The 25,297-nt window shown below is 51.2% G+C and carries 21 protein-coding genes and 1 pseudogene; 11 read left to right on the plus strand and 11 right to left on the minus strand.

Annotated elements, in window-relative coordinates; translation table 11 throughout:
• Window positions 1–32: 32 nt before the first annotated feature.
• The 4 genes from ACH5Y9_RS03990 to ACH5Y9_RS04005 all read left to right on the plus strand — a co-directional run bounded on the left by ACH5Y9_RS03990 (window position 33) and on the right by ACH5Y9_RS04005 (window position 7,530).
• Window positions 33–3,959, plus strand: a complete 3,927-nt coding sequence (locus tag ACH5Y9_RS03990; protein ID WP_445368613.1) for a PAS domain S-box protein — start codon at window positions 33–35, stop codon at window positions 3,957–3,959.
• Between the two features lie 557 nt (window positions 3,960–4,516).
• Window positions 4,517–5,443, plus strand: a complete 927-nt coding sequence (locus tag ACH5Y9_RS03995) for a LysR substrate-binding domain-containing protein (protein ID WP_171695860.1) — start codon at window positions 4,517–4,519, stop codon at window positions 5,441–5,443.
• A gap of 231 nt (window positions 5,444–5,674) precedes the next feature.
• Window positions 5,675–6,190 carry an RNA polymerase sigma factor gene (locus ACH5Y9_RS04000; RefSeq protein ID WP_445368614.1) on the plus strand — a complete coding sequence of 172 codons (516 nt, stop codon included), beginning with the start codon at window positions 5,675–5,677 and terminating at the stop codon, window positions 6,188–6,190.
• 68 nt (window positions 6,191–6,258) lie between these two features.
• Window positions 6,259–7,530, plus strand: a complete 1,272-nt coding sequence (locus tag ACH5Y9_RS04005; protein WP_445368615.1) for a FecR family protein — start codon at window positions 6,259–6,261, stop codon at window positions 7,528–7,530.
• A gap of 386 nt (window positions 7,531–7,916) precedes the next feature.
• Here the strand turns inward: ACH5Y9_RS04005 and ACH5Y9_RS04010 are convergent, their stop codons facing one another.
• On the minus strand, window positions 7,917–8,129 hold the full coding sequence (locus ACH5Y9_RS04010) for a hypothetical protein (RefSeq protein WP_445368616.1): 213 nt from the start codon (window positions 8,127–8,129) through the stop codon (window positions 7,917–7,919).
• On the opposite strand from ACH5Y9_RS04010, the gene ACH5Y9_RS04015 reads away from it, so the two are divergent.
• Together ACH5Y9_RS04015 and ACH5Y9_RS04020 are read left to right on the plus strand one after the other, a co-directional pair.
• Entirely contained in the window at window positions 8,124–9,155 is a 1,032-nt protein-coding gene (locus ACH5Y9_RS04015) for a TonB-dependent siderophore receptor (RefSeq protein ID WP_445368617.1), read from the plus strand. The two genes, ACH5Y9_RS04010 and ACH5Y9_RS04015, sit on opposite strands and share 6 nt — an antisense overlap.
• Window positions 9,085–10,314: a TonB-dependent siderophore receptor gene (locus tag ACH5Y9_RS04020; protein WP_445368618.1), complete on the plus strand. Its 1,230-nt coding sequence runs from the start codon at window positions 9,085–9,087 to the stop codon at window positions 10,312–10,314. Before ACH5Y9_RS04015 ends, ACH5Y9_RS04020 begins: the two co-directional genes overlap by 71 nt.
• Before the next feature lie 1,016 nt (window positions 10,315–11,330).
• On the opposite strand, the gene ACH5Y9_RS04025 is transcribed toward ACH5Y9_RS04020, so the two are convergent.
• From ACH5Y9_RS04025 to ACH5Y9_RS04050, 6 genes and pseudogenes are all read right to left on the minus strand, one after another.
• Window positions 11,331–11,735, minus strand: coding sequence for a PIN domain-containing protein (locus ACH5Y9_RS04025; protein ID WP_445368619.1), 405 nt, complete (start codon window positions 11,733–11,735; stop codon window positions 11,331–11,333).
• Window positions 11,725–11,937: a hypothetical protein gene (locus ACH5Y9_RS04030; RefSeq protein WP_445368620.1), complete on the minus strand. Its 213-nt coding sequence runs from the start codon at window positions 11,935–11,937 to the stop codon at window positions 11,725–11,727. Before ACH5Y9_RS04030 ends, ACH5Y9_RS04025 begins: the two co-directional genes overlap by 11 nt.
• A gap of 154 nt (window positions 11,938–12,091) precedes the next feature.
• Window positions 12,092–12,313: pseudogene (locus ACH5Y9_RS04035) on the minus strand (DUF433 domain-containing protein).
• 131 nt (window positions 12,314–12,444) lie between these two features.
• Window positions 12,445–13,005, minus strand: a complete 561-nt coding sequence (locus ACH5Y9_RS04040) for a hypothetical protein (RefSeq protein WP_445369871.1) — start codon at window positions 13,003–13,005, stop codon at window positions 12,445–12,447.
• A gap of 55 nt (window positions 13,006–13,060) precedes the next feature.
• The gene (locus ACH5Y9_RS04045) at window positions 13,061–13,867 is read right to left on the minus strand and encodes an Nramp family divalent metal transporter (protein ID WP_445368621.1); all 807 of its coding nucleotides are present in this window, start codon (window positions 13,865–13,867) and stop codon (window positions 13,061–13,063) included.
• A gap of 121 nt (window positions 13,868–13,988) precedes the next feature.
• Window positions 13,989–14,951 (minus strand): helix-turn-helix transcriptional regulator, encoded by a 963-nt coding sequence (locus ACH5Y9_RS04050; protein WP_445368622.1) that lies wholly within the window; start codon window positions 14,949–14,951, stop codon window positions 13,989–13,991.
• 318 nt (window positions 14,952–15,269) lie between these two features.
• Here ACH5Y9_RS04050 and ACH5Y9_RS04055 point away from each other — a divergent pair, with 318 nt between their 5' ends.
• Window positions 15,270–15,728, plus strand: a complete 459-nt coding sequence (locus ACH5Y9_RS04055; RefSeq protein ID WP_101055302.1) for a hypothetical protein — start codon at window positions 15,270–15,272, stop codon at window positions 15,726–15,728.
• 12 nt (window positions 15,729–15,740) lie between these two features.
• Window positions 15,741–16,301, plus strand: coding sequence for a hypothetical protein (locus ACH5Y9_RS04060; protein WP_101055304.1), 561 nt, complete (start codon window positions 15,741–15,743; stop codon window positions 16,299–16,301).
• 98 nt (window positions 16,302–16,399) lie between these two features.
• Here the strand turns inward: ACH5Y9_RS04060 and ACH5Y9_RS04065 are convergent, their stop codons facing one another.
• Window positions 16,400–16,606, minus strand: a complete 207-nt coding sequence (locus ACH5Y9_RS04065) for a DUF1289 domain-containing protein (RefSeq protein ID WP_101055306.1) — start codon at window positions 16,604–16,606, stop codon at window positions 16,400–16,402.
• 420 nt (window positions 16,607–17,026) lie between these two features.
• Between ACH5Y9_RS04065 and ACH5Y9_RS04070 the strand changes: the two genes are divergently transcribed.
• Together ACH5Y9_RS04070 and ACH5Y9_RS04075 are read left to right on the plus strand one after the other, a co-directional pair.
• Window positions 17,027–19,426, plus strand: a complete 2,400-nt coding sequence (locus tag ACH5Y9_RS04070) for a TonB-dependent receptor domain-containing protein (protein ID WP_445368623.1) — start codon at window positions 17,027–17,029, stop codon at window positions 19,424–19,426.
• A gap of 600 nt (window positions 19,427–20,026) precedes the next feature.
• On the plus strand, window positions 20,027–21,067 hold the full coding sequence (locus ACH5Y9_RS04075; protein ID WP_445366359.1) for an IS481 family transposase: 1,041 nt from the start codon (window positions 20,027–20,029) through the stop codon (window positions 21,065–21,067).
• 36 nt (window positions 21,068–21,103) lie between these two features.
• Here the strand turns inward: ACH5Y9_RS04075 and ACH5Y9_RS04080 are convergent, their stop codons facing one another.
• The 3 genes from ACH5Y9_RS04080 to mtnA all read right to left on the minus strand — a co-directional run bounded on the left by ACH5Y9_RS04080 (window position 21,104) and on the right by mtnA (window position 23,453).
• Window positions 21,104–21,343 (minus strand): hypothetical protein, encoded by a 240-nt coding sequence (locus tag ACH5Y9_RS04080; RefSeq protein ID WP_445368624.1) that lies wholly within the window; start codon window positions 21,341–21,343, stop codon window positions 21,104–21,106.
• 329 nt (window positions 21,344–21,672) lie between these two features.
• Window positions 21,673–22,422 (minus strand): sulfate transporter CysZ, encoded by a 750-nt coding sequence (gene cysZ, locus ACH5Y9_RS04085; RefSeq protein WP_445368625.1) that lies wholly within the window; start codon window positions 22,420–22,422, stop codon window positions 21,673–21,675.
• On the minus strand, window positions 22,416–23,453 hold the full coding sequence (gene mtnA, locus ACH5Y9_RS04090; RefSeq protein WP_445368626.1) for an S-methyl-5-thioribose-1-phosphate isomerase: 1,038 nt from the start codon (window positions 23,451–23,453) through the stop codon (window positions 22,416–22,418). The genes cysZ and mtnA overlap by 7 nt, the downstream gene beginning before the upstream one ends.
• A gap of 395 nt (window positions 23,454–23,848) precedes the next feature.
• On the opposite strand from mtnA, the gene ACH5Y9_RS04095 reads away from it, so the two are divergent.
• Window positions 23,849–25,171, plus strand: a complete 1,323-nt coding sequence (locus tag ACH5Y9_RS04095) for a TRZ/ATZ family hydrolase (protein ID WP_445368627.1) — start codon at window positions 23,849–23,851, stop codon at window positions 25,169–25,171.
• Window positions 25,172–25,297 lie beyond the last annotated feature (126 nt).

Below are 25,297 nucleotides of genomic sequence, written 5' to 3' on the forward strand. Positions count from 1 at the left end.
TACCGACCTAATATTCGCACCGAGGATTGCCTATGCAAGCTTTGTTTTCGCCCGCTGTGGCGCTGATGAATCGATTGAGTTTCAGCAAGAAGTTTGTGGTGATAGGTTTTTTGTCGTTGCTGGCGGTTGCCGTGGTGTTTTACGCTCTTTATCAAAGTCTGAACCGGGTGATATTGGATTCAGAGCGCGAGCTGCAGGGACTGTTACAAATCAAGCATATTACGCAGACCATGCAATCTGTGCAGCAGCATCGCGGCATTACCGTGGCGGTGCTCGGCGGCATAGAGAGTTTGCGCGATAAACTTGACGTATCGGAGGCCAAAGTCGCTGCGGCCTTATCGGCTTTGGGGCCAACGCTGGCGGCGGATTCGTTGACCGCTGCGGCATACGCGGATATAAAAAACGATTGGGAGCAACTCCGGCAAAACGCCGCCAAGCAAAGCATTGAAGAAAGCTACCGCTTACACAGCCGTTTGGTCGAGAAGTTATTGGATTTAGAGGAACTGATTGGCGAGGAATCCTTGTTGTTCACCGACTCGAATCTGGATTCCTACCATCTGATCATGCTGGTAACCGAGCAAATGCCAAAGGCCCTGGAAGGCGTTGCGCAATTGCGTGCGTATGGCATTGGGATACTGGCCAAAAAGCAGATTAGCGCTCAGGAAAAAATCGAAATTTACCTGATTAAGGACAGAATCGAATCCGGCATCAGGGTCATTGAAGAAACGACTCATGACTTTAAACGCTATAAACCGGAATTGCACCCAATACTCGCCACCACCAGGGAAAATATTGTCAACGCAGCCAGGCTGATTACTCAGCATGTCATTGCCGATATTGTGGAGGAAAAATTCTCCATCAATCCGGAATACTTTCATTCCACCGTTACCTTAGCGCTGGATACAGCGTATGCGGAAATTTACGACAGTTTTATCCCTGCCGCCGAACAACTGATCGAGGCCAGAATTGGCGTGGCGAAAACCACGCTAGCGCTGAGTATCGGCATCCCCGGCTTTATATTTATGCTGATCATTTACTTTGCGATTGGCGCGCATCTTGCAGTGAGCCGATACGTGGAGAGGCTGGCGAAAACGGCAAAAGCGTTTGCCGGCGGCGATTTTCAGCAAAGAATGCCGTTAACCCTGCGTGATGAAATCGGGCAGGTTGCGGAGAGCTTTAACGAGATGGCTGATGGCTTTGCGGCGCTGTTGGCTGCGAGGCGCGAGGACGAGATCCGCATCCGCAGTATTGTCGATACCGCGTTGGATGCTTTGGTGCAGATGGATGCCGATGGTTTTATCAATGGCTGGAATCGCCAGGCCGAACAGATATTCGGTTGGCCGGCCACCGAAGTCTTGGGCCGCTTGTTGCATGATGTGATTATTCCGGAGCGTTACCAACAAGCTCATCAGCAAGGCATACGGCGCTATTTGGATACCGGGCGCGGAACGGTGTTAAATCAGCGAATTGAAGTGGTGGCGCTGCACCGTGACGGGCATGAGTTTCCGATTGAATTGGCCATCACCCCTAATAAATTGGCAAATGCTGTCGAGTTCAGCGCCTTTATCAGAGACATTTCCGCGCAAAAACAGGCGATACAAACTTTGCAAGCCAGCGAACAGCGGCATCGGGCGCTGTTCGAATCGTCGCGGGATGCGCTGATGACCCTCAGTGCCAGCCGTGGCTTTATCTCGGTTAACCCAGCGGCACTCAATCTGTTTGCTTGCCGGGATGAACAAGCGTTTTTAGCGCAAACCCCGGCCTCATTGTCGCCGGAATTTCAACCAAACGGCCTATCATCCGCCGAGCTGGCCAATGAAAAGCTCGAGCAGGCCATCGCCGAAGGCTCGGTGATCTTCGAATGGTTGCACCAACGCTTAACCGGCGAAACCTTTTACGCCGAAGTGCAACTCAGCCGGGTGGAGATCGACAACGAAATTGTGCTGCAAGCCACGGTGCGCGACATCAGCGAAAAAAAACGTGCCAAAGCGGCACTGATGACCAGCGAAGCCAGGACTAGGGCGGTACTGCGGACCATGTCCGATGCCGTGGTGTTGATTGATAACAAAGGCATCATGCTGCTGGTTAACGACGCCATTAGCGATTTGTTTGGCTATGAGGAAGACGAGTTATTGGGGCAAAATGTGAAGATGTTGATGCCGGAGCCTTACTATTCCGAGCATGACGGTTATTTGCGCCGGCATCTGGACAATACCAAGGAACGGGTGATGATCGGCCGGCGAATCGAAGTGGAAGGCAAGCGTAAGGATGGGCTGCTGGTGCCGATAGAGTTGAGCGTCAACGAATTGATGGACGATTTTGGTAGCACTTACATTGGGGTTATGCGTGACATTAGCCATCGCAAAGCAGTAGAGCAAGCGCACGAAGCCGCGCGTTTGGAAGCAGAGCATTTGGTGCATATGAAAAGCGAGTTTCTGGCCAATATGAGTCATGAAATTCGTACACCGTTAAATGCCATTATCGGCCTGGCCAAAATGAACCTACGCGATAATGCCGGGCGGAATATGCAGGAAAACAGCGCCCGTATTTACGATGCCGGCATGCATTTGCTCAGTGTGGTCAACGACATCTTGGATTTCTCCAAAATTGAGGCGGGCAAGATGACTTTAGACGAGCATCCGTTTCGCCTGGATGCGTTGATAGAAGATGCCATCAGTCTGGTGGATATGCGTGCCAAGGAAAAGCAACTTGATTTAATAGTGCATCGTCCCCAAGATTTGCCGGAATGGGTGATTGGCGACCCCTTGCGCTTAAGACAGATTTTGGTGAATTTATTGTCAAATGCCGTGAAGTTTACCAATCATGGCTATGTCAGTCTGGAAATTTATCGGCAGAAAGACATGACGGACATCAGCGTGACGGACAGCGGTATCGGCATGACTGCCGAGCAGATTGGTCGTCTGTTTACCGCTTTTCAGCAAGCGGATAACTCTACCACCCGTAAATTCGGCGGCAGCGGCTTAGGTTTGGCAATTAGCCGGGATCTGGCCAACTTGATGGGCGGCGATATTGTCGTCAAAAGTACGTTGGGGACAGGCAGCAAATTCACTTTGACTGTGCCGCTACCGGCGACGGATGCCGGTGTTGAGCATTCGGCCAATTATCATCAGGACAATGGCGGACGCTTGCGCGGCTTTAGAATATTGGCCGCGGAAGACGTGGCTTTAAATCGCTTGGTATTGGAGGATTTGTTGAGCCACGAAGGCGCGCAGGTGACTTTTGCGGAAAACGGCCAACAGGCGCTGGATCGCTTGGAGGAAGCCGGCTATGCTGGTTTCGACGCGGTGCTGATGGACATTCAGATGCCGGTGATGGACGGCTATCAGGCTGCGCGGCGTATTCTGGAAATCGCGCCGGATTTACCTATCATCGGTTTGACCGCCCACGCCATGCCCGAAGAGCGGCAGCGCTGCCTGGAAACGGGCATGCGGGATCGCGTTACCAAACCCATCGATGCCAACGCCCTGGTTGGTGCGTTGCGGCAGCATGTGTCCATCAGCAAGGTGTCTGATCACGCCAGCGGAAAAGCTGGTGCCTCCGCGGTAATTGAAATTCCGGAAACGGCAAATGAGGCTATGGTGGCGGTAGCGACTGAAGGCTTGATCGATTGGGAGGCCTTACAGCAGCGTTTTGACGGTCGTCAGGCCTTTATAGACAAGTTGATCGAGAATGCGCTGGATGGCGCGCAGCAGGCGAATGTCGATAAACTAAGACTGGCCGCTGAGCAGCGCGACTATGCCGCCATTAAATTTGTCGCACATAATTTGAAAGGTTTTGCCGGCATTTTCGAGATTCAGCAAATACAGAACTTGGCGCAGCAAGCCGAGGTGGCCGCCAAGGATCAGGCCGAAGAAGCGATGGTACTGGCCGAAGGTTTGGCCAATGCGCTGGAAACGACTCTGGCGGAGTTGCAGCGTAAACGGACTGTCGCTGGTTAGGGTAACTCCGAAACTATTTTGCCATCAGCCAATTCGTCCGCAGCCTCTGAGCGGCCGCTTTCACGGTAGCGGCGAAATTTAAGGGGCGACCGCTCGTCATCATCACAGGAAAGAATTTCCCGGTCCTATATTGCACACCGTTATCCCTTTCGTATCCTCAGGGGCATAAAGGCTGAGCTCGTTGAAGCCCCGGCTGGTTTGCATTCCGCAGGTTCTGTGCCCGCAAGGGCATTAAGGCGAACGGTAGTTAGTGGCGGGGTTAATAATCATCGCTTGATTGCCCCGATGTGCTCAGACTGGTGGCGAAAAAAATGGCGGGTCTATGCAACCCGCCATCAAAACATCCCTGTCGCTAGGAGGAGGTTTGCCTCTCACTAACAAAAGCCGACAAAATCACCTGGTCGATTTGTCATGTTAATGAACGGAACCTCTAAATTAAAACGATATAATGTGATTTTTATATCGAAAGAATAGATTGTCATTGCAACGTCGAATTACAGTATAGGTTAGTAATAAAATTTTGCTTTGAATCCCGGAATTTTTTTAGGAGCACGCCTATGAATCTTAATCAATTGGAATTGCTGCGAGTTTTGCAGGAAACCGATTGCAACTTGAGCAAAGCCGCAGAAAAAATGCACGTGGTGCAGTCGGCGGTCAGTCGGCAACTCCAGTTGTTTGAAATAGAAGTGGGCTCGCCGCTGTTCGTCAGACAGGGAAAAAAGCTGACGGGTCTGACGCCCTTGGGCGAAAAGATCATGGAAGAAGTGGATTTAATCAATCAGGCTAAAAAAAATATCCAACTGATTGCCGACGACTTTCTGGAAAATAGTAACGGCACCTTACGGATAGCGACTACTCATACGCAGGCTAAATATTTACTGCCGGAACCGATAGGCCGGTTTAGGCGCAAATATCCGGGCATTAAAATCTATATGGTGCAATCGTCGCCGGATAATCTGATTAATTTGTTACATAGGCATCAAGCCGACATCGCCATCTGCACCGAAAAACTGGACGAAGACGACAAATTAGTGGTCAAGCCCTGTTATCACTGGCATCACGTTGCCGTGGTGCCACTCGGTCACCGGCTGGCGGAAGGCGAAATAAGCCTGCAACGGCTATCAGCTGAGCCGATTTTGACTTACACCCCTGGTTTTACCGGTCGCTCGACGATAGAAAAAGCCTTTCATAACGCCCATTTACCACTGGATATTACCTTGGCGGCGGCCGATTCCGACGTGATAAAAACCTATGTGCGTTTGGGAATGGGCGTGGGGATAATTGCCGGTACGGCTTACGAAGCCAGCAAGGATGCCGATTTGGTTGCCCTAGACCTGTCGGGCTTGATACCCAGTTCCACAACTAAGATTGCTTACCTGAAACAACTGTACGTACCCAATTACTGTCGATATTTTATCGATGAATTGCTGGCGGAAGCCGCGCGGAAAAGCAGGGAAAGAGGCGAGGGATTTGACGAATGTTAAGCTGCCGGACCATGGCTGCGGGCAACTCGTCTCTGTCGGCTGGGTGTAGTAAATGTGTGTGAAAAGGAGTGCTAGACCAGCTTTATTTAACATAGTTTAATAAAAAGCTATCGGATTTGGCGTCTTGCCAATTTTCTAGCTGTTTGATTGCGCAAAATATTTCTAGTCCGGCTTTAAATTTGCTGGTTACTTTCGGTTTAAGCCCTGATACCGAAACCCTTAAGCCGGCAAATGTCTTTTCCAGTCCATCAATCTCTCCAAGAGCTATACGTCAGTTGCCACGGCGAGTTGGAGACTGTGCTGTATTCGCGTGTACGCTGCCGGGAAACCGCCGCCGACATTTGCCAGGAAGCGTTCGTGCGCTTATGCCGCAGCGAGGACTTGGGTAGTGTCGGCAATCTAAAAGCCTATCTGTTCCGTACCGCGCAAAACCTTGTGATTGATTACTATCGCAGTCAAACCGTGCGCCATGCTACGCTGGTGTCATGGCCGGACGATACGCCGCTGGAAGTGGAAGACCTGCGCTGCGCGGAAACGGTGGCACTGGGCGAGGAGGATTTGGACCGCCTGATCGAGGGCATGAGCAGCCTGTCCCCGTTGTGCCAACGCATTTTTTACCTGAACCGCTTCGAAGGCTTGAAGCAGCGCGAAATCGCCGAAACCCTGAATATCTCGGTTCGCACCGTTGAAGAGAACATCAAAAGGGCATTGCTGCAATGTGCTAAAACCCTGGATGGATTCGAATAGCGTCTGTGGTTTAGGCCGCCGGCCTCGTCTATGATATATCTCCCCCACCGTTTAACCAGGAATTAACCATGTCCACCGAACCGATGCCGGATGATGCCGAGCGTTTGCTGGAACAGGCTTGCGCTTGGTTGAGCCAGTTGCATTCCGGTGATTTTTCCGCGTCCGCGCGGCAAGAGCTGAATGCCTGGCGTGCCGCCGACAGCGCCCACGAACAAGCGTGGCAACGCGCCCAAGCGCTGTGGGCCGGTTTGGGACAACTGCGTGGCCGCCGCATTATTCCCGGTGCGCAACCCTTGCCCGGGGAGGGAAGCTTAACAGCCAAAATACAACCCTCTCCCTCTGGGAGAGGGCAGGGTGAGGGGATGCAAACTAACGCTTTGACGCATTTTGATTCCCTCGCTCCAACCCTCTCGGTAATCGATCCCGACATTACCCTATCTTCTGTATCGATGCAGTCGTCCCGAGAAGAAAGCGAGCTTTTACGACAGTCTCCAGGGCAAGGTGGCAGGCAAGCGCAGGCAGCGGATGTGCTGGCTGCAAGTTCGATTGCCATGCTGGATTCCCGTCGGCGCGGAAATGACAGCCCCAGGGATTTTAAAGTCCGGGTCAATACCAGAACCCGCCACCCTAACCGATCCTTCCGTTTGGCTGTAGCCTGTTGTGTAATGCTGGCAGTCACGCTCACCGCGCTGTATCCGCCGGCATTCTGGCGGGCAGACTATCTCACCGGTAAGGGCGAGCAACGCACCGTGACCTTGGCCGACGGCTCGCGGGTGATGCTTAACACCGCCACGGCCCTGGCCATCCACTTCAATGCCGGCACGCGCCGGGTGGAGTTATTAGCCGGCGAAGCGTTTTTTGACGTGGCTAAAAATCCGCAACGGCCGTTCGTGGTCGCTGCTGCCGGCAGCGAAGTGCGGGCAGTGGGCACCGCCTTCGCCGTAAAGCGACAATCCGAGCATACCGAGGTGGAACTGGTCGAAGGGATAGTTGAAATACAAGACGCGGGGCAGCAACACCAAGAACGCCTGACGGCGGGACAGTCCGCGTCGATAGGCGCCAACAGCATCGCCCTAAAAAGCGCCGGTCATCCGGACAGCATGGCGCTGTGGCGGGCCGGCTATCTGCAATTCGACGGCTTGCCGCTAAGCGACGCCATTGCCCAAATCAACCAATATCGTCCCGGCCGCGTCGTGTTGCTGAATACCGCGCTGGCCGACAAGCGCATTAGCGGCCTGTTTCGCTTGGACGCGCTGGATCAAGCCATCGCCAGTTTAAAAGCCGCAGTACCGGAGCTGCAGATTGTAAGTATTTCGCCCTATTTGGTGCTGCTGCGCTAGACGTTCTTACTTCCCCCTTTGAAAAAGTACCCTCGGGGGCATAAAGGGGATTGAGGGGGGGTTATCTAAAAAATCTCCCCTGGCCCCTCTTTTTCAAAGAGGGGAAATAAAACCATCGAATCCGAGCCAGCGGCGTCCACTTCCCCCTTTGAAAAAGGGGGACCGAGGGGGATTTAGTCTCAACTACTTAGGTAAACACTGCCCCGCTTTGCCATCGCCAATTCAATTTTCCATTGCCTATTTCCCCCAATGTAAAAAATTCAATGGCCGACTGATGTGGGTTTTTAAAAAGTTTCCGTCTTAACTAACACCAGCCCGAATGCTGCCGTGTAACCAGACCGAAACCAGGAGAATCCATGTTCAACGCAAAGTATTGCAAACCTTTCTCAGCCGGCAAGGGCCGGCGCCATGCCTCCAAAGCAGCCTTGCTCGCGGCGCTGATCTCGCAAACCGCCCTCGGCGATGCCGCCGGCAAACGCCATTTCGACATTCCCGCCCAATCGCTGAATCAGGCATTGTTGATGTTCGGCAGACAAAGCCAGCAACAACTGATGTACGGCACCGATATTGCCGATAATCTGCGCAGCCGAGGCTTGCAAGGCGACTACACCGCCGACGAGGCGATCAAGATTTTATTGGGCGATGCGCCGCTGCAAGCGGTGACGACCGGCGAAGGGTCTATCACCTTGCAACCACGGTCGGGGGAAATGCACAACAATCTAGGGCCGCAGACCATGCCGGCGGTGCAGGTGGTAGGGAAGGCGGCTTATGATGCCACTGATCCTTATAATCCGGATTACCGTTTGCCCAACGCAATGACGGCGACTAAGAGGGATACTCCGATTATGGAAACACCGTTTTCGGTGCAGGTCGTGACCAAACAAGTGCTGCAAGACCAACAAGTGACACGTATCGACAAAGCGGTGCAAAACGTTAGCGGGGTGTCTCAGGGGGCAATTGGTCAAGGCTCGATAGATGGATACCAAATTCGCGGATTTCAAAACAACATTACCTATCGCGACGGTGTGTTGATTCCGAGCATTATCGGTGGAAGCGCAGCTACTAAGCGCGATACTACCAATCTTGAACGTATAGAGGTGCTGAAGGGGCCAGGGTCTATTTTGTTTGGGCGGGCCGAACCTGGCGGGATTGTCAATCTAGTTACGAAACAACCGTTGGCAACCCCTTACTATGCTCTCCAGCAGCAATTTGGGTCTTATGATTTTTATCGGACTACGTTAGATGCGACAGCACCAATTACCAAGGATGATACGCTCCTTTATAGACTTAACATGTCCTATGAAAACGCTGGCTCTTTCCGAGATTTTATAGAAGGGGAACGGGTTTTTGTCGCCCCGGTTCTCAAGTGGAATATTAGCCCGAGAACCCAAGCAACCTTTGAAGTCGAATATCAACACTTCAACGATAAGCCAGACCCGGGTGTTGCTCCGATGGGTAATCGTCCGGCACCTATACCGATAGATCGAGCCTTACATGAGCCATTAAACAACAAAAACGCCGGCGACAGAGTGTTGGCTGGCGTGAATTGGTCTCATGAGTTTAATGATAATTGGAAACTTAGCCATAAATTTTCCTCTGAGTTTATGGATAAAGAAAGTAAGTAAGACATTAAACTTTGGTGCCGCAGAGGTCGATGGTTCAATAACTCGGCGATACAACAACGGTAGAGCACAGTCACAACGTTACTTTACATCGCTTAATTTGTTAGGGAATATTGAAACCGGCCTTATTAAGCATAAGCTGTTGTTTGGCTATGATTATTTTGCTATTGACGATCAAGTGACAGACAAATTCGGTGGAACAGCCCCCGCGTTTAATATTTACAATCCGGTCTATCTAACAGCTCAACCAATATTATCGCCAAGGGACGGAAGCAATTTCTCACAATCCTGGCATGGAATGTATTTTCAAGATCAAATGGAACTTCCATACCATTTTCATGCGTTAGGAGGATTTCGTTATGACAACGTCGAAGGACTAAATAACCTTTTGGGCAAGATCACGGAATCCGTTGACCATATTAGTCCGCGCGGTGGCTTGTTATGGAAGCCGGCAAAATGGCTATCACTCTACGGAAGTTATACCGAAAACTTTGGTGGAACCAACAGTTTATTCAATACGGATGGGACAACTTTGCCCCCGGAATCAGCTCAACAATGGGAGACTGGCTTAAAGTCAGAGTTTTGGGATGGAAAACTTACAACAACATTATCTTATTTTGAATTAACTAAGCAAAATCTCTGGGCTGCAATTCCAAATGACCCTAATGGAAATGGTCGTGCAATTGGTGAAGCAAAAAGTAAGGGTATTGAATTTGATGCCACTGGTCAAATCGTGCCAGGTTGGAACGTTATTGCGACCTATGCTTACACGCCATTTGCAAAAGTTACCAAAGATGTAGGTTATGACGGAGGTTTAGGAAGCCAAGGAAATCGACTGTTTTTAGCTCCAACTCATTCCGGAAGCTTTTGGAGTACTTACGAATTTCAAGAAAGCGTGTTACGCGGATTTAAAATTGGAGCTGGGGCACTCGCGCAAGGCCAAAAAGAGGGGAACGCCGAAAATACTTATCAGTTGCCTGGTTTTGTTACAGCAAACCTCATGGCAAGTTACCAAATAAAAGTCGGCGCAACAAAAGTAACCACGCAATTCAATATTGATAATTTGCTGGATAAAAACTATTACGCAGGTACTAACAGTGCAAACTTTATCACCATCGGAACCCCCCGAACTTTTATGGGATCGGTTCGAGTAGAGTTTTAAGCAACCAATTGCCAATACAATCATGCCTTAAATAGAAGGGATATTTTCACCGCGTACGTTGGGCTTGCGTAGGTTGGGGTGAGGCACGAACCCCAACATTGATGGCCTTCAAATTATCAATGACTTTATTGTATCGTTGCTAATGGTGTGCTGGTGGTTTTATGGCTGTCGTTTTGGGGTTCCTGTCGTCTCGGCAATCGCTCCCTGCATTGCCCTGCCTGCTGCATGACTCACAGGGATATGAAGAATGCAGATATTGCAGGAGCAAATGTCTGTCCATGCACCCAAGCCCAACCCTGTTTATAGCAATCCATGGCGTCCAATTTCGGGACGGTTAGGCTGTGTCGGGCCTGATTTTCGCTGGGAGACATGGACTTCATGCCTTGTAGCCTGGAGTGAATGGTGTTTTGCGATTCACGAAAGCTTCGTTAGCTTGGGTGTATACCAAAATGCCTTGGCTGCAAGGCTTTTAGCCTGATTCGCAAGGCTATGGTGGCTCGGTCTCAAGCCTAAAAGCCAGGCGAGGATAGCAAAACACCACGTGCGCAAGCTTAATTGCCTTGCGCGCGAGCCTTTGAACTCAATTCGCAACGCTATGCAGGTTCACTCGCGAGCCTTAAAGCCTGGCGAGGATAGCGAAAAACTTCGTGCGCCAGTCTAAATGCCTTGCGCACGAGGCTAAAAGCCGAAGCGGAATACCAATGTGCATTGGCGATTAGATCACGTTGGGTAAATCCCTGGCGCCATGAATGACGCGAACTATCTGCACGCCATCGGTTAGGGTTCTGTAAAGGATAAGGTATTTGCCCGATATAAATACTGTAGCGCTGGTGCAGTATCAGGACGGTAACTATCGCTCTGGGGATTGTCTGCCAGGATCATGAAACCTTGTTCCAAGTCATCAGCCTACGCTCATGCCGTCATGGTGTTTTGATCGGCGTAGATAACATTGTTGGGCGGAAGGTGATCCTGTTGTCAATCGCGCAAAGGCTGGGGGAATGCAACGAATCCCAGACTTAAAAAGGGTTAACGATTCGCAACTGGTTGTCGATCAACTGATTGTCTTGCATGTCTTCGCTGTAAAGAATCGGGCAGTGGTTTTCCAGCGCGGTGCTGGCAATTAACGCATCGTAATAGGAAAAACAATGTACTTCGCATAACTGTAGGGCTCTTAGCTGAGTGGCTAAAGAGAAACCAACTACATGGGTGACGCTGGTAATTTCATGGATAGCGCCAATAACAGCATTTTCCTTTAGCTTGAGTTTTTTTAGGCAAATGTTGGAAAATTCATTGATCACTTGCAAGGAAATGATAGATTCGCCTTCAAACAGCATTGAATTGGCGATGTCTGCCTTGTGCGGTTCGCTGTTTGAGTAGGCGTAGATCAAGATGTTGGTATCAAGAAAATACCTATCGGGCATTTGCGTCTTCGCGATCAAATTGAAACGAGCGTGTATCGATGGATAGTGCGGAAAGTCGTTTGGCGGGTTTTATTGAGGTTGAATCCGCTGCTTCCTCTATCGATAACTTGATTTTAAGGTGCTTGGAGGCAAAGGCAGCAAACTCTATGGGAATTTCAATCATCCGGCCTTTTGCATCTGCTTCAAATTCTACGACTTGCATAACTAAAGTCCTCCCGAAGACTATTTGGCGTTAAACTCGATTCTACCGAGGCTGCTTGATGTTACAAACCTCGACGTTGTTGGTAAAGTGACTTTGTCGGGTAACCGAAGTAATGTTGTCATGACGGGTGGCAACTGCGCATCAATCCAATAAATCACGCCGCCAGCCGTTCAAAATTGACACGCTTGGCGGCGTACAATAAACAAGCCTGAATATCTTGATGCTCTAGGTCAGGAAAATCCTGCAAAATCTATTCATTGCTCACACCCTCGCCTAACATCTGCAAAATATCGCTGACGCGGATACGCATACCCCGGATACACGGTTTACCACCGCACTGTAACGGGTTGAACGTAATTCTATTGGCTAGATCCATACGCTGATTCCTCGTAATTTCGGATGGTGCGAATATTCCCAAACCATCGTTAGATCGCGTTTTAGCAAATTCCCTTTGGGCTTCTTACGAATTTACTCTGCTACGGATGTTAGACCCTAACCGAATTGCCGTCAAAGTTTAAGACTGGCTTTTAAATACAACACAGCCAACAGCAAATACACCACAAAACTCAAACCCAACAGCCAAGGCTTGCCTTTCGGTCTGGCCCATGCCGGTAAGTGCGGCGGCAGCATTTTGTGGTTGATCAGATACAACGCCACCGGAAACATGATGGTGCCGCCGAAGCCGATGATCGCGCTGGTTAAAATCAGCGGGCCGGGGGCGTCGAGTTGCATGGTCAGCGAGGTGATGAGCGTCAGCAAGCCCAAAAAAATGTAATACCAGCGTCGGGCGGGCAGACGGCGGCTTTTCGGAAACAAGGTCAAAATAATATCGGTCTGAATCCGGCTGACGGCGTCGGCGGTGGCCAGCCAGGTGTCGGTTAAAAACGCGGCCGCCACCACCAAAAACAGTAAGCGGCCGATCTCGCCCCAACTCACTGCAAAAAACTGGCTTTGCACCACTGCCAGTTCGTATTCCTGCGGCAGCAAACCTTTGGGAAACAACAACGCATAAGCCAGCAGGCAGGTCATCAGCGTGGTGAGTAGATTGCCGACAATGCCGACCAATATGTCAGCGCTTAAAAACCGCCGCCAGGTCGACCAGTTTTTTGCGCTTTCCGCTTCGTCAGACCGGCAGAAAACCGTCGCTCAATACCGCTTCTTCCGCGCCACCCAAGCCGGTGATACGGCCCACCAGGCCAGCCATGCCGGCGCCTTTGTCACGTAACCAGTAGGAATAAAACAAAATCCAGAAGCCACCGAGGCCGGCGAAGGTAATGGCCGTAAGTAATTTGCTGGCATCGCCGCTATCCCAAGCGCGCGGCATTTCGCCAACCGGGCCGAGCAGGCCCATGCTGAATTCCGGCAACGCCTTTAACACATCGCTTTGCAAGCATGCGGATAACAGCCCGACCACGGTGACCACCGCGACCAGTTTCATGAAGCGTTCTATCAGCGTATAAACCACGCCGCTGGCGAGAATAGCGGAAACGAACACCGCAATCGAGGCGTAACCCCAAAACAGGCTTTGGCCGCGTTGCGTCCAGCCTTCCGGCCAGTGCGTCAGTTCCGCCATTGCGGTGCCGCCGGCCGAAGCAAACGCACCGAACCACAAGAACGACACGGTCATCAGCAGCCACAGAAAGATCCCAAAGCCGCGATGCAAGCGAATAAATCCGTGGAAAATGCTTTCGCCGGTCAGCATGGTGTAACGGCCAATTTCCAGGTTCAACGGATATTGCAGCAAACAGGCCGGGACCAGCAGCCATAAAAAAGTCAGGCCATATTTGGCAATCATGTAAGGCCACCAGATCAACTCGCCGCTGCCTTGCGCTAGCGCCATCCACACCACGCCGGGCCCAAGCGCCGCCCACCAACCGGGGAAGGCTGGGACACTGTGGCGAGGTAGAGATTGCAAGTCGGTGTTGTTCATGGTTTGCAAAAATGAAAGCTTTGTTGGAAAAGCCGCCATTTCCGCAAATTTGCTTGGATTTGGCAAATTCGTTTAAAAATAGGGTGGATGTTACTGGTGGAAATGGGAAAACCAGGGGTTTTCAGCGTTTCTTGGAAATTTGTTTGGGTGAGACGCCAAAATGTTTACTAAAAGCCAGGCTGAAGTTGCTGGTGTGCCTGTAACCCACCATCTCTGCCACCAAGCTGACGGGTTGCCGAGTCGACGCCAATGCGCGATAAGCATGCTGCATTCTGATCTCGGTCACTACGCCATAAGGAGAATTATTAAAATAATGTTGGAACAGATTTTTTAACTTGAATGGAGTGATGCCCAGGGTTTTTGCCAGGTTTTCCAGTGAGGGTGGATCTTGGTAATGTAGTTCGAGGATCTCGCGGGCTTGGTCAGCCATGTGTCGGCTGGCTCGGTCGAATCTGGAATAAGCGTATTTTTCAGGTCGGCATAGTCCGTTAAGTTCGTTAGCCAGTATCGTCATGACATGGCCGTTTAATGTTAGCGGTGCTAAAGGGGAGCTGAGGTTGCATCCCAGCAATTGCCGGCCAGAAATCGTGCTTTGAGTATGGCTTGGCCGGCTGCTTAACAGTTGCAAGGCATTGTTCCGGAAGAAAAATGCCGATTCATTTTCGCCCAAATAACGGTCCATCCAGCGCTTGCCGATTGAAAAACGCAATTGCTTTATAGGCTGATTTGCTTGGTACCGGCGTTCGCCGTGACTTCTGTCGAAACTGGTAATCGTGGTATGGCCTGCGCTGAATGTCAGCTCCTGCTTGTCGCTGCCGATGAAGCGGGTGTGACCGGTTATCCCAAGCGTTACTACCAGGCGTGGTTCGCCGAAATCGATTTTGCTGGTGATCGCCAGATCGTGCAGGGGGTGATAGGTCGTTTCTATGTAACTCAGGGACGGATCGAGCTGAAAAATTAGCGATCTGCCCTCGCCAAGCTGAGAAGGTAAGGATTGACGCCAGCAATGTTGTTGCTGACCGGGTTGCATAGATAACTCGTCACTGTGCAGCCTTTTGTATCCTGCCTTTTTTCTGTCGGTCATGTCGTGAAATGTCCTTGGCCTGGAAAATTTGCCCACCTCTTTTGGGCATACGACTTACTTTTACAATAATTTGTGACATAACACTAATTTTTAGCATAAATCGGTTTGAATCGGTCTGTTTTACCGGACGAATTGGATGCGTGTTTTCTCTTATCTTGTTGTTTTATATGTTTTACTAAATCGGTGGCATAGGGATTGATAGGTAGTTTTGGGTTGCTCCTACTTAAGCCGCAGATTGCGCGGAATCGCAATCAGCAGGAATGATTAGGGGTAATTCGCCAATTACAAAATAACTACCAAGATTTTCGAGAGGACACGATGAAAAACTATAAATACCTGCTGTTAGCCGCAACGCTGGGGCTATCTACACAAGTTCAAGCCGCGCCAGGTTGTAGCGCCGCTAATTTGAACGGCAGCTATGTGCTGTATCAAAACAGTGTAGCGCTGGCTAATCTGCATACCGGACGTTGTGAAATTACGGTTCTTAACGGCGTCGTCGGCGGTTCATGCGCATTCACTACCACGCAAAGCGGGGTGATCACTCCGGGTTTCGCCGGCCCGGTCAGCGGTACCGCGACGATGAACACCGATTGCTCGGCTGTGGCGCAATTAGATTTTTCGCCGGCGCCGAATGTCACCGTGCAATCATTCTTTGATTTGCAATTTACCCCGGACAAACAATCGTTTATCGGGCAATGGACCAATAATTTCGGCTTGTTGGGCACCTCCTCCGGCACCCGTTTCTCGCCGTTCCTGCCCTCCACACCCGCGCAATAAGGCCTGCTGATTATGACAACTAAATCTATAAAGCTGGCCTTGGCGGTTGCGGCCGCGTTATTGGCGCCCGGCGCTAACGCGGCGGTTTACAATTTTGTGCAAACAGGTTTTGACGACGGGGCGACCATTTCCGGTAGTTTTACCGTGAATGACGCCAATCACTCCGGGCAGATTAACGTGGGAAGCGCCAATTTCGGGATGAATTTCAATGAAATCTCGGCGTTTTCTTTGTCGTTCTCGGGTAACTCTATCGTCGCTGCGTTTACTCATAACCTGGCTGATTTGTCGGCGATGGTCTACAACCTCAACAGCCCGTATCTCGGCGACGAGATTAACGGCGCGCAACAAGAACTGATTGCCACCAATTACTTTGGCACCACTGGCTTTGATTATTACAGCGGCATGGGCTTTGGCGGTTTCGGCGGCGCGGTATTCGATAAAGCCAACAATGCAACATCTTACAGCTACGAATTGGTGTCGGTAACGCCAGCCGCCGTGCCGGTTCCTGGCGCAGTTTGGTTGTTTGGATCGGTGCTGACCGGGTTTATCGGTATGAAGCAGCGCAAAGCTTGATAGCCGGTTGCAAGGCTTGGTTAGCAAAAACGCCCGTTAAGGGCGTTTTTTTTACTGATCGCTCCTTGTTGAAGTGGGGCGCAATCAATTCGTAACGGTCAGGCAGTTTTTTGCAGCTTTTTCAAAATGCTTTTACTGATCCGTTCCACAAAGTCTTCGGGATTTTCGTAGTCATGCTCCCGGATAAACTCCACGACCGATGACACCAATTTTTTGGTGTCGGTGATTTCCTGGTGCGATCTGCCGCAACCGCCGCAGTGGGTGCCTTCGGATGTGCATTGGTCGATACAAGGTTGGTATTTCATAGAGTGTTCTCAAAGGTTAATGGCTAAATGAAGATTATTGTAAGTGGCGGCAGTGAGTTACCGCAAAACTTAACGCTAACATCGGGTCTTTCGATTCTGATGTTTGGCAAATTGCTGCTTACGTTATTTTGATAACTGTTGTCATGGCAGTATAAGTTATTGAAATTTATCAAATATTAAGTTAAATAACATAGTTCAATAACTTGAATTAAATAATTCTAATATTACAATATAGTTCGCTTTAATTTGTTATAGCTAATTGACCGCTTCAGGCTTCCGGCTGTAGTCAATCATAAAAACTGTTTCGACATTTCACAGAATTCCAGCTTTTTTGATGGTTTCAAGGGCGGAAAGGTCTTGATGATCCTGGTAGGGAGCAATAGCAAATTGACGTTATTTTTGACTTTCGAAAGGCGAATTATGAAAAAAATCTGCACAGACAATCAACAAACGGTCCGGCACGTCCCCTCGTCAGTAACAACAGGTCTCGGCTTATTGGGTTTGTTGGCGACTGGCATGCTGCCTCTCGGCTTTAGCTCGGCGGTTAGCGCCGATGACACAATCGAAAACTCCCTGGCTGATGAAGTGGTACTGGAAAAAGTCATCGTCACCGACAAGTTTCCCGGGGTAAAAGCGTTAAATGCTTCAGATATGGAAGCGGATATTCTCACCAGCAAGCGCGCGGCGGTTAGCGATACCGCCAAATTGCTGGAAGACACGCCGGGGGTGAGTTTATACGGCGCCGGCGGCGTCTCCAGTTTGCCGGTGATCCACGGTCTGAACGACGACCGGGTGAAAATCGACATCAATGGCATGACGCTGACTTCTGCTTGCGCCAACCACATGAATCCGCCGTTGTCGTATATTGATCGCAGCAATATTGGCAAGATCACCATCTTGACCGGTGTTACCCCGGTGAGCCTAGGCGGCGACAGCATTGGCGGCACGATTTCCGTGCAAACCCCCGATCCGGTCTTTGCCGAGCCGGGCAAGGATATTTTGCTGGACGGCAGCGTATCCTCGTTTTACCGCAGCAACGGCGACGCCTTTGGCGGTAGCATCGCTGCCGGCGTGGCGACGCAAAACGTGCGACTGGACTATACCGGCTCGCACACCGAGAGCATGAATTACAACGACGGCAACGGCCAGATCGTCAAATCCACCGCTTACGAAAATCAAAACCACTCGGCGGCTTTATCCTTCAAAACCGATAAACATTTGGTCGTGATTCGCGGCGGTCAGCAGCATATACCGTTCCAGGGTTTTCCAAATCAACGGATGGATTTGACCAATAACGACAGCATCTTCGGCAATATCATGCACAAAGGCAGTTTCGATTGGGGTTCGCTGGAGAGCAAATTCTATTTCGAAAGCACCCAGCACAGCATGGACATTGGCGAGGACAAACACAGCCAGTTTCTGGATGGAACCGCCAGCGGCGGCACCTTTGCGCCGCCCAACGATCAAATGCCGATGGAAACCCGTGGCCGCAACCTGGGGTATAAAATCCAAGCGGAAATTCCCTTCAACAAACGCGACACTTTCCGCATCGGCAACGAATATCACAGCAACAAAATCAACGATTATTGGCCGGCGGTACACACCAACACCAGTATTGCCGCCAATAACACCGACGCCCGCAGCGCGTATTGGATGATGGCGCCGGAAGCCTATCTGAACATCAACAACGGTGAACGCGACCGGGTGGGCTTTTTTGGCGAGTGGGAAGCCAATTGGGATGCCAAATGGCGTAGCTTGTTGGGTCTACGTTACGATCACACCACCACCAATACCGGCGATGTTCAACCCTACAACCCCGATTTGATCAACACCGGTCCGACTCGTACGGTGGATAGAGCCGGGGCAATCACTGCATTAAACGCCGCCAATGCCTTCAATGCCCGCGACCGAGAACGCAGTAACGATACTTTTGATGTCACAGCTCTGGTGCAATTCACCCCCAACGACATGAGCCAATACGAATTGGGCTACGCCCGGAAAAACCGCGCGCCTAATTTATACGAACGCTACGTCTGGGGGGCGCGCAACATGGACATGGCGATGATAGGCTGGCATGGCGATGGCAACGGCTACGTCGGCAATATGGATTTAACCGAGGAAACCGCGCACACCGTCAGCTTGACCGCCGCATTCCACGAACCGAAAAATAATCTGTGGGAACTGAATGTCACGCCGTATTTCACCTACGTGAACAACTTCATCGATGCGGACCGCTGCGTCAGTGCTTCCAATGCGGCGGCCAGCGGGTGCAAAGCCACACCGCAAACCGCCACCAACAGCTTCGTCTATCTGCAATATGCCAATCACGACGCCCGGCTGTGGGGGATGGATGTATCCGGCCGGACACGGATTTATAAAGACCAAACCATCGGTGAATTTGCCGCCCACACCACGATGAGTTATGTGCGCGGTGAGCGCATGGATGGTGGCAATCTGTATCACATGATGCCGTTCAACATGAAGCTGAGCTTGGATCACCGTTTGAGCAGCTGGCAAAGCGCAATAGAAATGCAGTTCGTCGACGGCAAGGACGACGTGCAGGCCATCCGCAACGAAACCGAGACAGCGGCGTATATTTTGTTAAACGCCAGAACCGGCTACGAATGGGGCAAAGTGCGTTTTGATGTGGGTTTGGATAATGTGCTGGATAAGCAGTATTACCATCCGTTGGCAGGTGCCTATCTGGGCGACCGCTACGGCATGAACCCAACCGCTGCCGCTAATGTCACCGTGCCCTGGGGCAGAAACATCGCCGGCATGGGCCGCTCGGCGTTTGTGGGCTTGACGATCAAGTTCTGATGTCGGGTGTGAGAATCAGTGGAAATTGATTAAAGGAAGCTATTTCATCGTTGTGTCATGACTCTGGCGGGTTTTGACACAATGATTGGAAAATCGCGGGCTTTTAGCCTTAATCGGTATTCATCTTTGCGGCATGGTGCTGTTGTGACTTTGGGGCAAGTCTAGGCCAAAAGCAGGCGGATGGTTTTTCTGACGAAGGTCTGCTGATAGACCTAGAGCCGCCAGCCGTAATCTCCATAAGGTGCGATCACTTATAGGTTGCGCCGAGCTATGCGAGGCGCAACAATCGTGAATGGTGCGCCTGACGGCAGCACCCTATAATTTGCGCACCTTATGGTCTTAAGTCGTCCGCTTGACCGATTTGTTACGAGATTGCTCGTTGTGTATTTATAATGTTCTTTTTTTATATTTATCAATACAAATAAACCAGAACCAAAAAGCCAGGCTGACGTAGGTAAAGGAACAACAGCTGCATCGAAGGTAATATTATCTATATTGTATTAGTCACGACTTGATCTGACACGTCGACTTGAAAAGATGAGAGTTACCGGTTTTGATAGGGGTGTCGAATCCTTACACAAAACACAAAAGGTAACTCTCATGATCCATACAAACAATCCGATCATTAAACACAAAGCGGGGCTGTTAAATTTAGCCCAAGAACTGAATAACGTCTCCAGAGCCTGCAAGGTGATGGGTGTCTCGCGCGATACGTTTTATCGTTATCAAGAGCTGGTAGCTGAAGGTGGTATCGATGCCTTAATCGACAAAAACCGCCGGTCTCCGAATCTGAAGAATCGCGTCGATGAAAGCATTGAGCTGGCAGTGAAAGCCTATGCGGTTGAGTGGCCAGCGCATGGACAGCATCGAACCAGTAATGAACTGCGTAAACAAGGAGTATTCGTATCCGGCAGCGGCGTTCGCTCCATCTGGTTACGGCATGACCTGGAGAACTTTAAAAAGAGGCTTAAAGCACTGGAAGCCAAGGTAGCCGCCGAAGGGTTAATGCTGAGCGATGCGCAGATTGCGGCGTTGGAGAAAAAGCAGCAGGATGATCAAGCCTGCGGCGAAATCGAAACAGCCCATCCCGGTTACCTGGGTTCGCAGGATACTTTTTACGTCGGCAACCTCAAAGGGGTTGGGCGGATATACCAGCAGACTTACGTGGACACTTATAGCAAAGTCGCACACTGCAAACTGTACACCACCAAAACGCCGATTACTGCCGCGGATATCCTGAATGACAAAGTATTGCCGTTCTACGAAGCCAACGCATTACCCGTTCTACGCATTCTGACGGATCGCGGCACAGAATATTGTGGCAAGGTCGAACAGCATGATTATCAGCTATACCTGGCGATCAACGACATCGACCATACCAAAACCAAGGCCATGTCACCGCAAACCAATGGGATTTGCGAACGCTTCCATAAGACCATCTTGCAGGAGTTCTATCAGGTCACGTTCCGCAAAAAGCTCTATAGCGACCTGGATCAACTCCAAAAAGATCTGGACGAATGGCTGGTTTATTACAACAATGACCGAACTCATCAGGGCAAAATGTGCAACGGCAGAACGCCGATGGATACCTTGCTGGATGGAAAACAGATTTGGGCTCAAAAAAATCTGAACCAAATCTAATCTGACAGACACCCCGCAAAAACGGTAACTGTCAGATCAGGTCTGAGCTAATACAGCTCCATTAACTACAATATTTTCAGACGTTGCAGTGGGAGTAAAAATTAGACCTCCACTAACAAGGTAATCATTAGCCCTTGACTGGAATGCTAGTTGTCCTTGTGAACCTATGCCCGGCAGAGCTAGTTCCTCAAAGGTAACTGTAGCGGCATATGCAGAAAAATTCAAAAGAGAAAAATAGCTTGCTAGAGAAACAAGATAAAAAGATCTTATAAGCATGGTTACTCCTTATTAGTGGTCAGTTGATTTTTTAAAGTGATCGTAAAGTATTGTTTTCTATTGTTGGTATTAAAAATACGATATTCCGCCGAAAAACCCACCAAAGCGGCTATATATTCGATTGAAACCGGAATCTAAGCAATAATGTCAGGAGTTTTGTTAGGTCTCTATCAGGCTATCTTGTATGGGTCTGCAATGTGATACTGAGTTGCCAATCAAAACCCCACCCAATCAGGCGGATTTGGGGCGTTTGCGTCGAAAAAGCCCCGAGTCTAAAAACGCGCATCACGCCGGCTACCCCGGTCGGGCCGGAGTAGCTAACATGGTGCTTAAGTATTCGGTTGCTCGGCCGCCAGCGTTTCGGTTTCCCCTAACCGGTACACGTAAATCGTCGCACCTATCACCGCTGCCTGGCCCATCACTAAATTGACAATAGGCAAGGTCAAACCCAAGCCGGTCAAGCCGCCGAAGCTCAATACGCCCCAGCGGGTCTGCTGCATGAATTGCTTCTGTTCGGGAAACGGTAGGCCGCGTTCCTCCAGCGGGTAAGCCAGAAATTCCATCGCGATGCCCCAGGCCGCAAACGCCGCCCATACAAAGGGCGCGATCAGATTGACGACCGGAATCAAAAATAGCAGCAGCAGCGGCAAGACGCGCAGCAACAAATAGCCGACTCGGCGTAATTCGCCGAAAAACACCTTGTCCCAAGGCAGATCGGCTTTGACGACGCTGCCGCCGCTGATCAATTGCAGCGTCTTCGCCGCTAACTGGCTGTAATACGGCGCGGCGATCAAATTGGCGAACAGCGTAAAGGTGAAGAAGCCGATCACTAAAAAGCTGACAAAAAACAGCGGCCATAAAATCCAATTCAGCCAGGACAGCCAGTCCGGGATAAAGGAGTGAATCAAGGCCGACACCGAATGGTAGCCCAGCACGAAGGCGCCGGTATACAACACCATATTGATGAACAAGGGTATCAACAGGTATTTGCGCAGTTCGGGGTGGGTGAGCATTTTCACGCCCTGCCACAAGCAGGTCAGCGCAAAGACAGGGTTATTGCCGCGCGGTAAATTTAACATGGTGCCAAACTCCTTACCCCGTGCAGACCGGGGTCGATAACCACGCCGCGTTCGGTGACGATGGCGCTAATCAGGGCGGCTGGGGTGACGTCGAACACCGGGTTCCAGGCGTTCACCAGCGAGCCTTCCGTTAAGTAACAATCCGCCAACAATTCTTTAGGATTGCGTTGTTCAATTTCGATGCTGTCGCCGTTTTCCATGCTGAAGTCGAAGGTGGAAGAGGGCGCAGCGACCATCATTTTTACCCCGTGTTGTTTGGCCAACACCGCCAGCGAATAGGTGCCGATCTTGTTAGCCACGTCGCCGTTGGCGGCGATGCGGTCGGCGCCCACGATGATCCAATCGATTTTGCCGGATTTCATCAGCCAGGCTGCCGCCGAATCGGCGATCAGCGTAGCCGGAATGCCGTCTTGCGCCAACTCCCACACCGTCAAACGCGCGCCTTGCAGCCAGGGCCGGGTTTCGTCAGCGTAAACGTTTTGCAATTGACCGCGCTGGTGCAAACTGCGAATTACGCCCAACGCGGTGCCGTAACCGCCGGTAGCCAGCGCGCCGGCGTTGCAATGCGTCAATACCGCTTTGGCATCGCCGATGACATCCGCGCCGCGCTCGCCCATGGCGTGGTTGGCGGCGATGTCTTCGGCGTGGATTTGCTCGGCCAATTGAGTCAATGCGACGACAGGTTCCGGCGGATTTTGCGCCAGCAGGCCGCGCATTTTATCCAGCGCCCAGAACAGGTTTACCGCCGTCGGCCGGGATGCGGCGAGTTGCTGAATATCTTCGGCAACGGCAGCTTGCCAATCGGCCTGCGGATAATGCCGCAGCGCCGATAGCACGACGCCGTAGGCAGCGGCGATGCCTATGGCCGGGGCGCCGCGCACCCGCATTGAGGCAATGGCTTCGGTGACGCCGGCGGCGTCGCTGTATTCGTCGTAGGCGATGGTTTCCGGCAGCAAGCGCTGGTCCAGCACTTTCAGGCTGTGTCCGCTCCATTGCAAGGCTTGTACGGAAAGTTTTTGCGTTGTAGTCATGATGAATTCGTCTAAATCTATATTTGAGGAGGTTATGAAATGCCCGGCAACTGCTCTTTTTCCTATGCGCTTGAGGTAAAAGCGCGGCCAATTTGCGTTGAAAAGGCAAATCAGATGCGGCGGTAGTCCGTTGTACGAGTGTTATTTTAAGGTGTTTTTGCACTCCGGGGGATATTGACTTCCCGTTGGCTGCGATCCGTGTCGATACAATGGCGGGGCGCTGGGTTTTCGTGCAGGCGAGACGGTACAGTGCCCCCGTCCCATTCCGGCATCATGACGTTCAGCAAAATTAAATTGGGGTGTGAGTCGGAGTGGGTGGCGGCCTGCACTGTTCTCCGCAGGCGAGCAAGCCGGCTAACGAGGTATAATCGCCGCTTTGCATATCGGGAGAACCCATGCTGGTCGACCTTCTCATTCAAGCCCGTTGGATAATACCGGTAGAGCCGGCGTCCGCAATCCATGAGCACGCCAGTCTTGTGATAGATGACGGCAGAATTGTCGATTTGCTGCCGACCGAGCAGGCCATGTCAAAGTACCAAGCCCGACAGCTCGAAGTGCTGGATCAGCATGCGCTGATTCCGGGTTTGATTAACTGCCATACTCACGCCGCGATGTCCTTGCTGCGCGGAATTGCCGACGATCTGCATCTGATGGATTGGCTGCAAAACCATATCTGGCCGGCCGAACAAAAATGGGTCAGCGAAGCGTTTGTCAGAGATGGCACCGATCTGGCGATTGCCGAGATGCTGCGTTGCGGCACGACCTGCTTTAATGACATGTATTTCTTTCCGGAAATCGTCGCGCAACAAGCCATGCAACACGGCATACGCGCCAATATCGGTTTGATCGTGTTCGATTTTCCGACCGTCTGGGCGGAAAACGCGGACGCCTATCTGACCAAGGGTTTGGCGCTGCACGAGCAACTCCGGCACGAAACTTTGATCAGCACCTCGTTTGCGCCGCACGCGCCATACACCGTGTCGGACGGACCTTTGCGTAATGTCATCACCTACGCCGACGAGATGAACTTGACCGTGCACATGCACCTACACGAAACCGCGCACGAAGTCGACGAGCAAAAAAGTAAAAACGGCCAAACGCCGCTACAGCGTTTGCATGAACTGGGTTTGTTGACGCCATCGTTTATCGCAGTGCATATGACGCAATTGTCCAGCGAGGACATCCAACTTTACGCGGAAACCGGCGGCCACATCGTGCATTGCCCGGAATCCAATTTGAAATTGGCTAGTGGCTTTTGTCCGGTGGCCGCGTGTCTGGCTGCGGGTATCAATGTGGCCTTGGGTACCGACGGCGCGGCCAGCAATAACGATCTGGATATGCTGTCGGAAATGCGTACTGCAGCCTTGCTGGGTAAGGGGGTAGCAGGCGATGCCAGCGCGGTGTCGGCGACGACAGCGTTGGAAATGGCGACTATTAACGGCGCCAAGGCCTTGGGTTTGGACGCTGAAATCGGTTCACTGGTTATCGGCAAAGCGGCCGACGTGGTAGCGATAGATCTGAGTGAGCTGGAAACTCAACCCTTGTTTAATCCGCTGGCGCAAATCGTCTATGCCGCCGGTCGGCATCAGGTGACTGATGTTTGGATTAACGGCAAGCAGTTACTGCGCAAGCGCGAATTGACCTCGTTTGATGTTCCGGCTCTGCGACAAAAAGTCACGCTTTGGCAAGAACGCTTGCAAGAACATCCAGCGAATTAATCGTTTTTTTATAAGTCGCCAAGAAGCCTTGTGACAGGCCATTTAAGCCGTGGTACTGAATTCAACATCAGGGCCGGAAGTTGGCGCATGACGAATAACCTAGTAATACAGTAAACTATAGCCCCA

It is taken from the genome of Methylomonas sp. BW4-1 (assembly GCF_052474385.1).

What these genes read in the sequence shown, in the direction of transcription:
- ACH5Y9_RS04045 (WP_445368621.1), bottom strand. Translation starts at nt 13,867, where the DNA reads ATGAACAACACCGACTTGCAATCTCTACCTCGCCACAGTGTCCCAGCC.
- ACH5Y9_RS04025 (WP_445368619.1), bottom strand. Translation starts at nt 11,735, where the DNA reads ATGCCCGATAGGTATTTTCTTGATACCAACATCTTGATCTACGCCTAC.
- ACH5Y9_RS04030 (WP_445368620.1), bottom strand. Translation starts at nt 11,937, where the DNA reads ATGCAAGTCGTAGAATTTGAAGCAGATGCAAAAGGCCGGATGATTGAA.
- ACH5Y9_RS04055 (WP_101055302.1), top strand. Translation starts at nt 15,270, where the DNA reads ATGAAAAACTATAAATACCTGCTGTTAGCCGCAACGCTGGGGCTATCT.
- ACH5Y9_RS04060 (WP_101055304.1), top strand. Translation starts at nt 15,741, where the DNA reads ATGACAACTAAATCTATAAAGCTGGCCTTGGCGGTTGCGGCCGCGTTA.
- ACH5Y9_RS04005 (WP_445368615.1), top strand. Translation starts at nt 6,259, where the DNA reads ATGTCCACCGAACCGATGCCGGATGATGCCGAGCGTTTGCTGGAACAG.
- mtnA (WP_445368626.1), bottom strand. Translation starts at nt 23,453, where the DNA reads ATGACTACAACGCAAAAACTTTCCGTACAAGCCTTGCAATGGAGCGGA.
- ACH5Y9_RS04020 (WP_445368618.1), top strand. Translation starts at nt 9,085, where the DNA reads ATGAGTTTAATGATAATTGGAAACTTAGCCATAAATTTTCCTCTGAGT.
- ACH5Y9_RS04065 (WP_101055306.1), bottom strand. Translation starts at nt 16,606, where the DNA reads ATGAAATACCAACCTTGTATCGACCAATGCACATCCGAAGGCACCCAC.
- ACH5Y9_RS04095 (WP_445368627.1), top strand. Translation starts at nt 23,849, where the DNA reads ATGCTGGTCGACCTTCTCATTCAAGCCCGTTGGATAATACCGGTAGAG.
- ACH5Y9_RS04075 (WP_445366359.1), top strand. Translation starts at nt 20,027, where the DNA reads ATGATCCATACAAACAATCCGATCATTAAACACAAAGCGGGGCTGTTA.
- ACH5Y9_RS04080 (WP_445368624.1), bottom strand. Translation starts at nt 21,343, where the DNA reads ATGCTTATAAGATCTTTTTATCTTGTTTCTCTAGCAAGCTATTTTTCT.
- ACH5Y9_RS04000 (WP_445368614.1), top strand. Translation starts at nt 5,675, where the DNA reads ATGTCTTTTCCAGTCCATCAATCTCTCCAAGAGCTATACGTCAGTTGC.
- ACH5Y9_RS04050 (WP_445368622.1), bottom strand. Translation starts at nt 14,951, where the DNA reads ATGACCGACAGAAAAAAGGCAGGATACAAAAGGCTGCACAGTGACGAG.
- ACH5Y9_RS03990 (WP_445368613.1), top strand. Translation starts at nt 33, where the DNA reads ATGCAAGCTTTGTTTTCGCCCGCTGTGGCGCTGATGAATCGATTGAGT.
- ACH5Y9_RS03995 (WP_171695860.1), top strand. Translation starts at nt 4,517, where the DNA reads ATGAATCTTAATCAATTGGAATTGCTGCGAGTTTTGCAGGAAACCGAT.
- ACH5Y9_RS04070 (WP_445368623.1), top strand. Translation starts at nt 17,027, where the DNA reads ATGAAAAAAATCTGCACAGACAATCAACAAACGGTCCGGCACGTCCCC.
- cysZ (WP_445368625.1), bottom strand. Translation starts at nt 22,422, where the DNA reads ATGTTAAATTTACCGCGCGGCAATAACCCTGTCTTTGCGCTGACCTGC.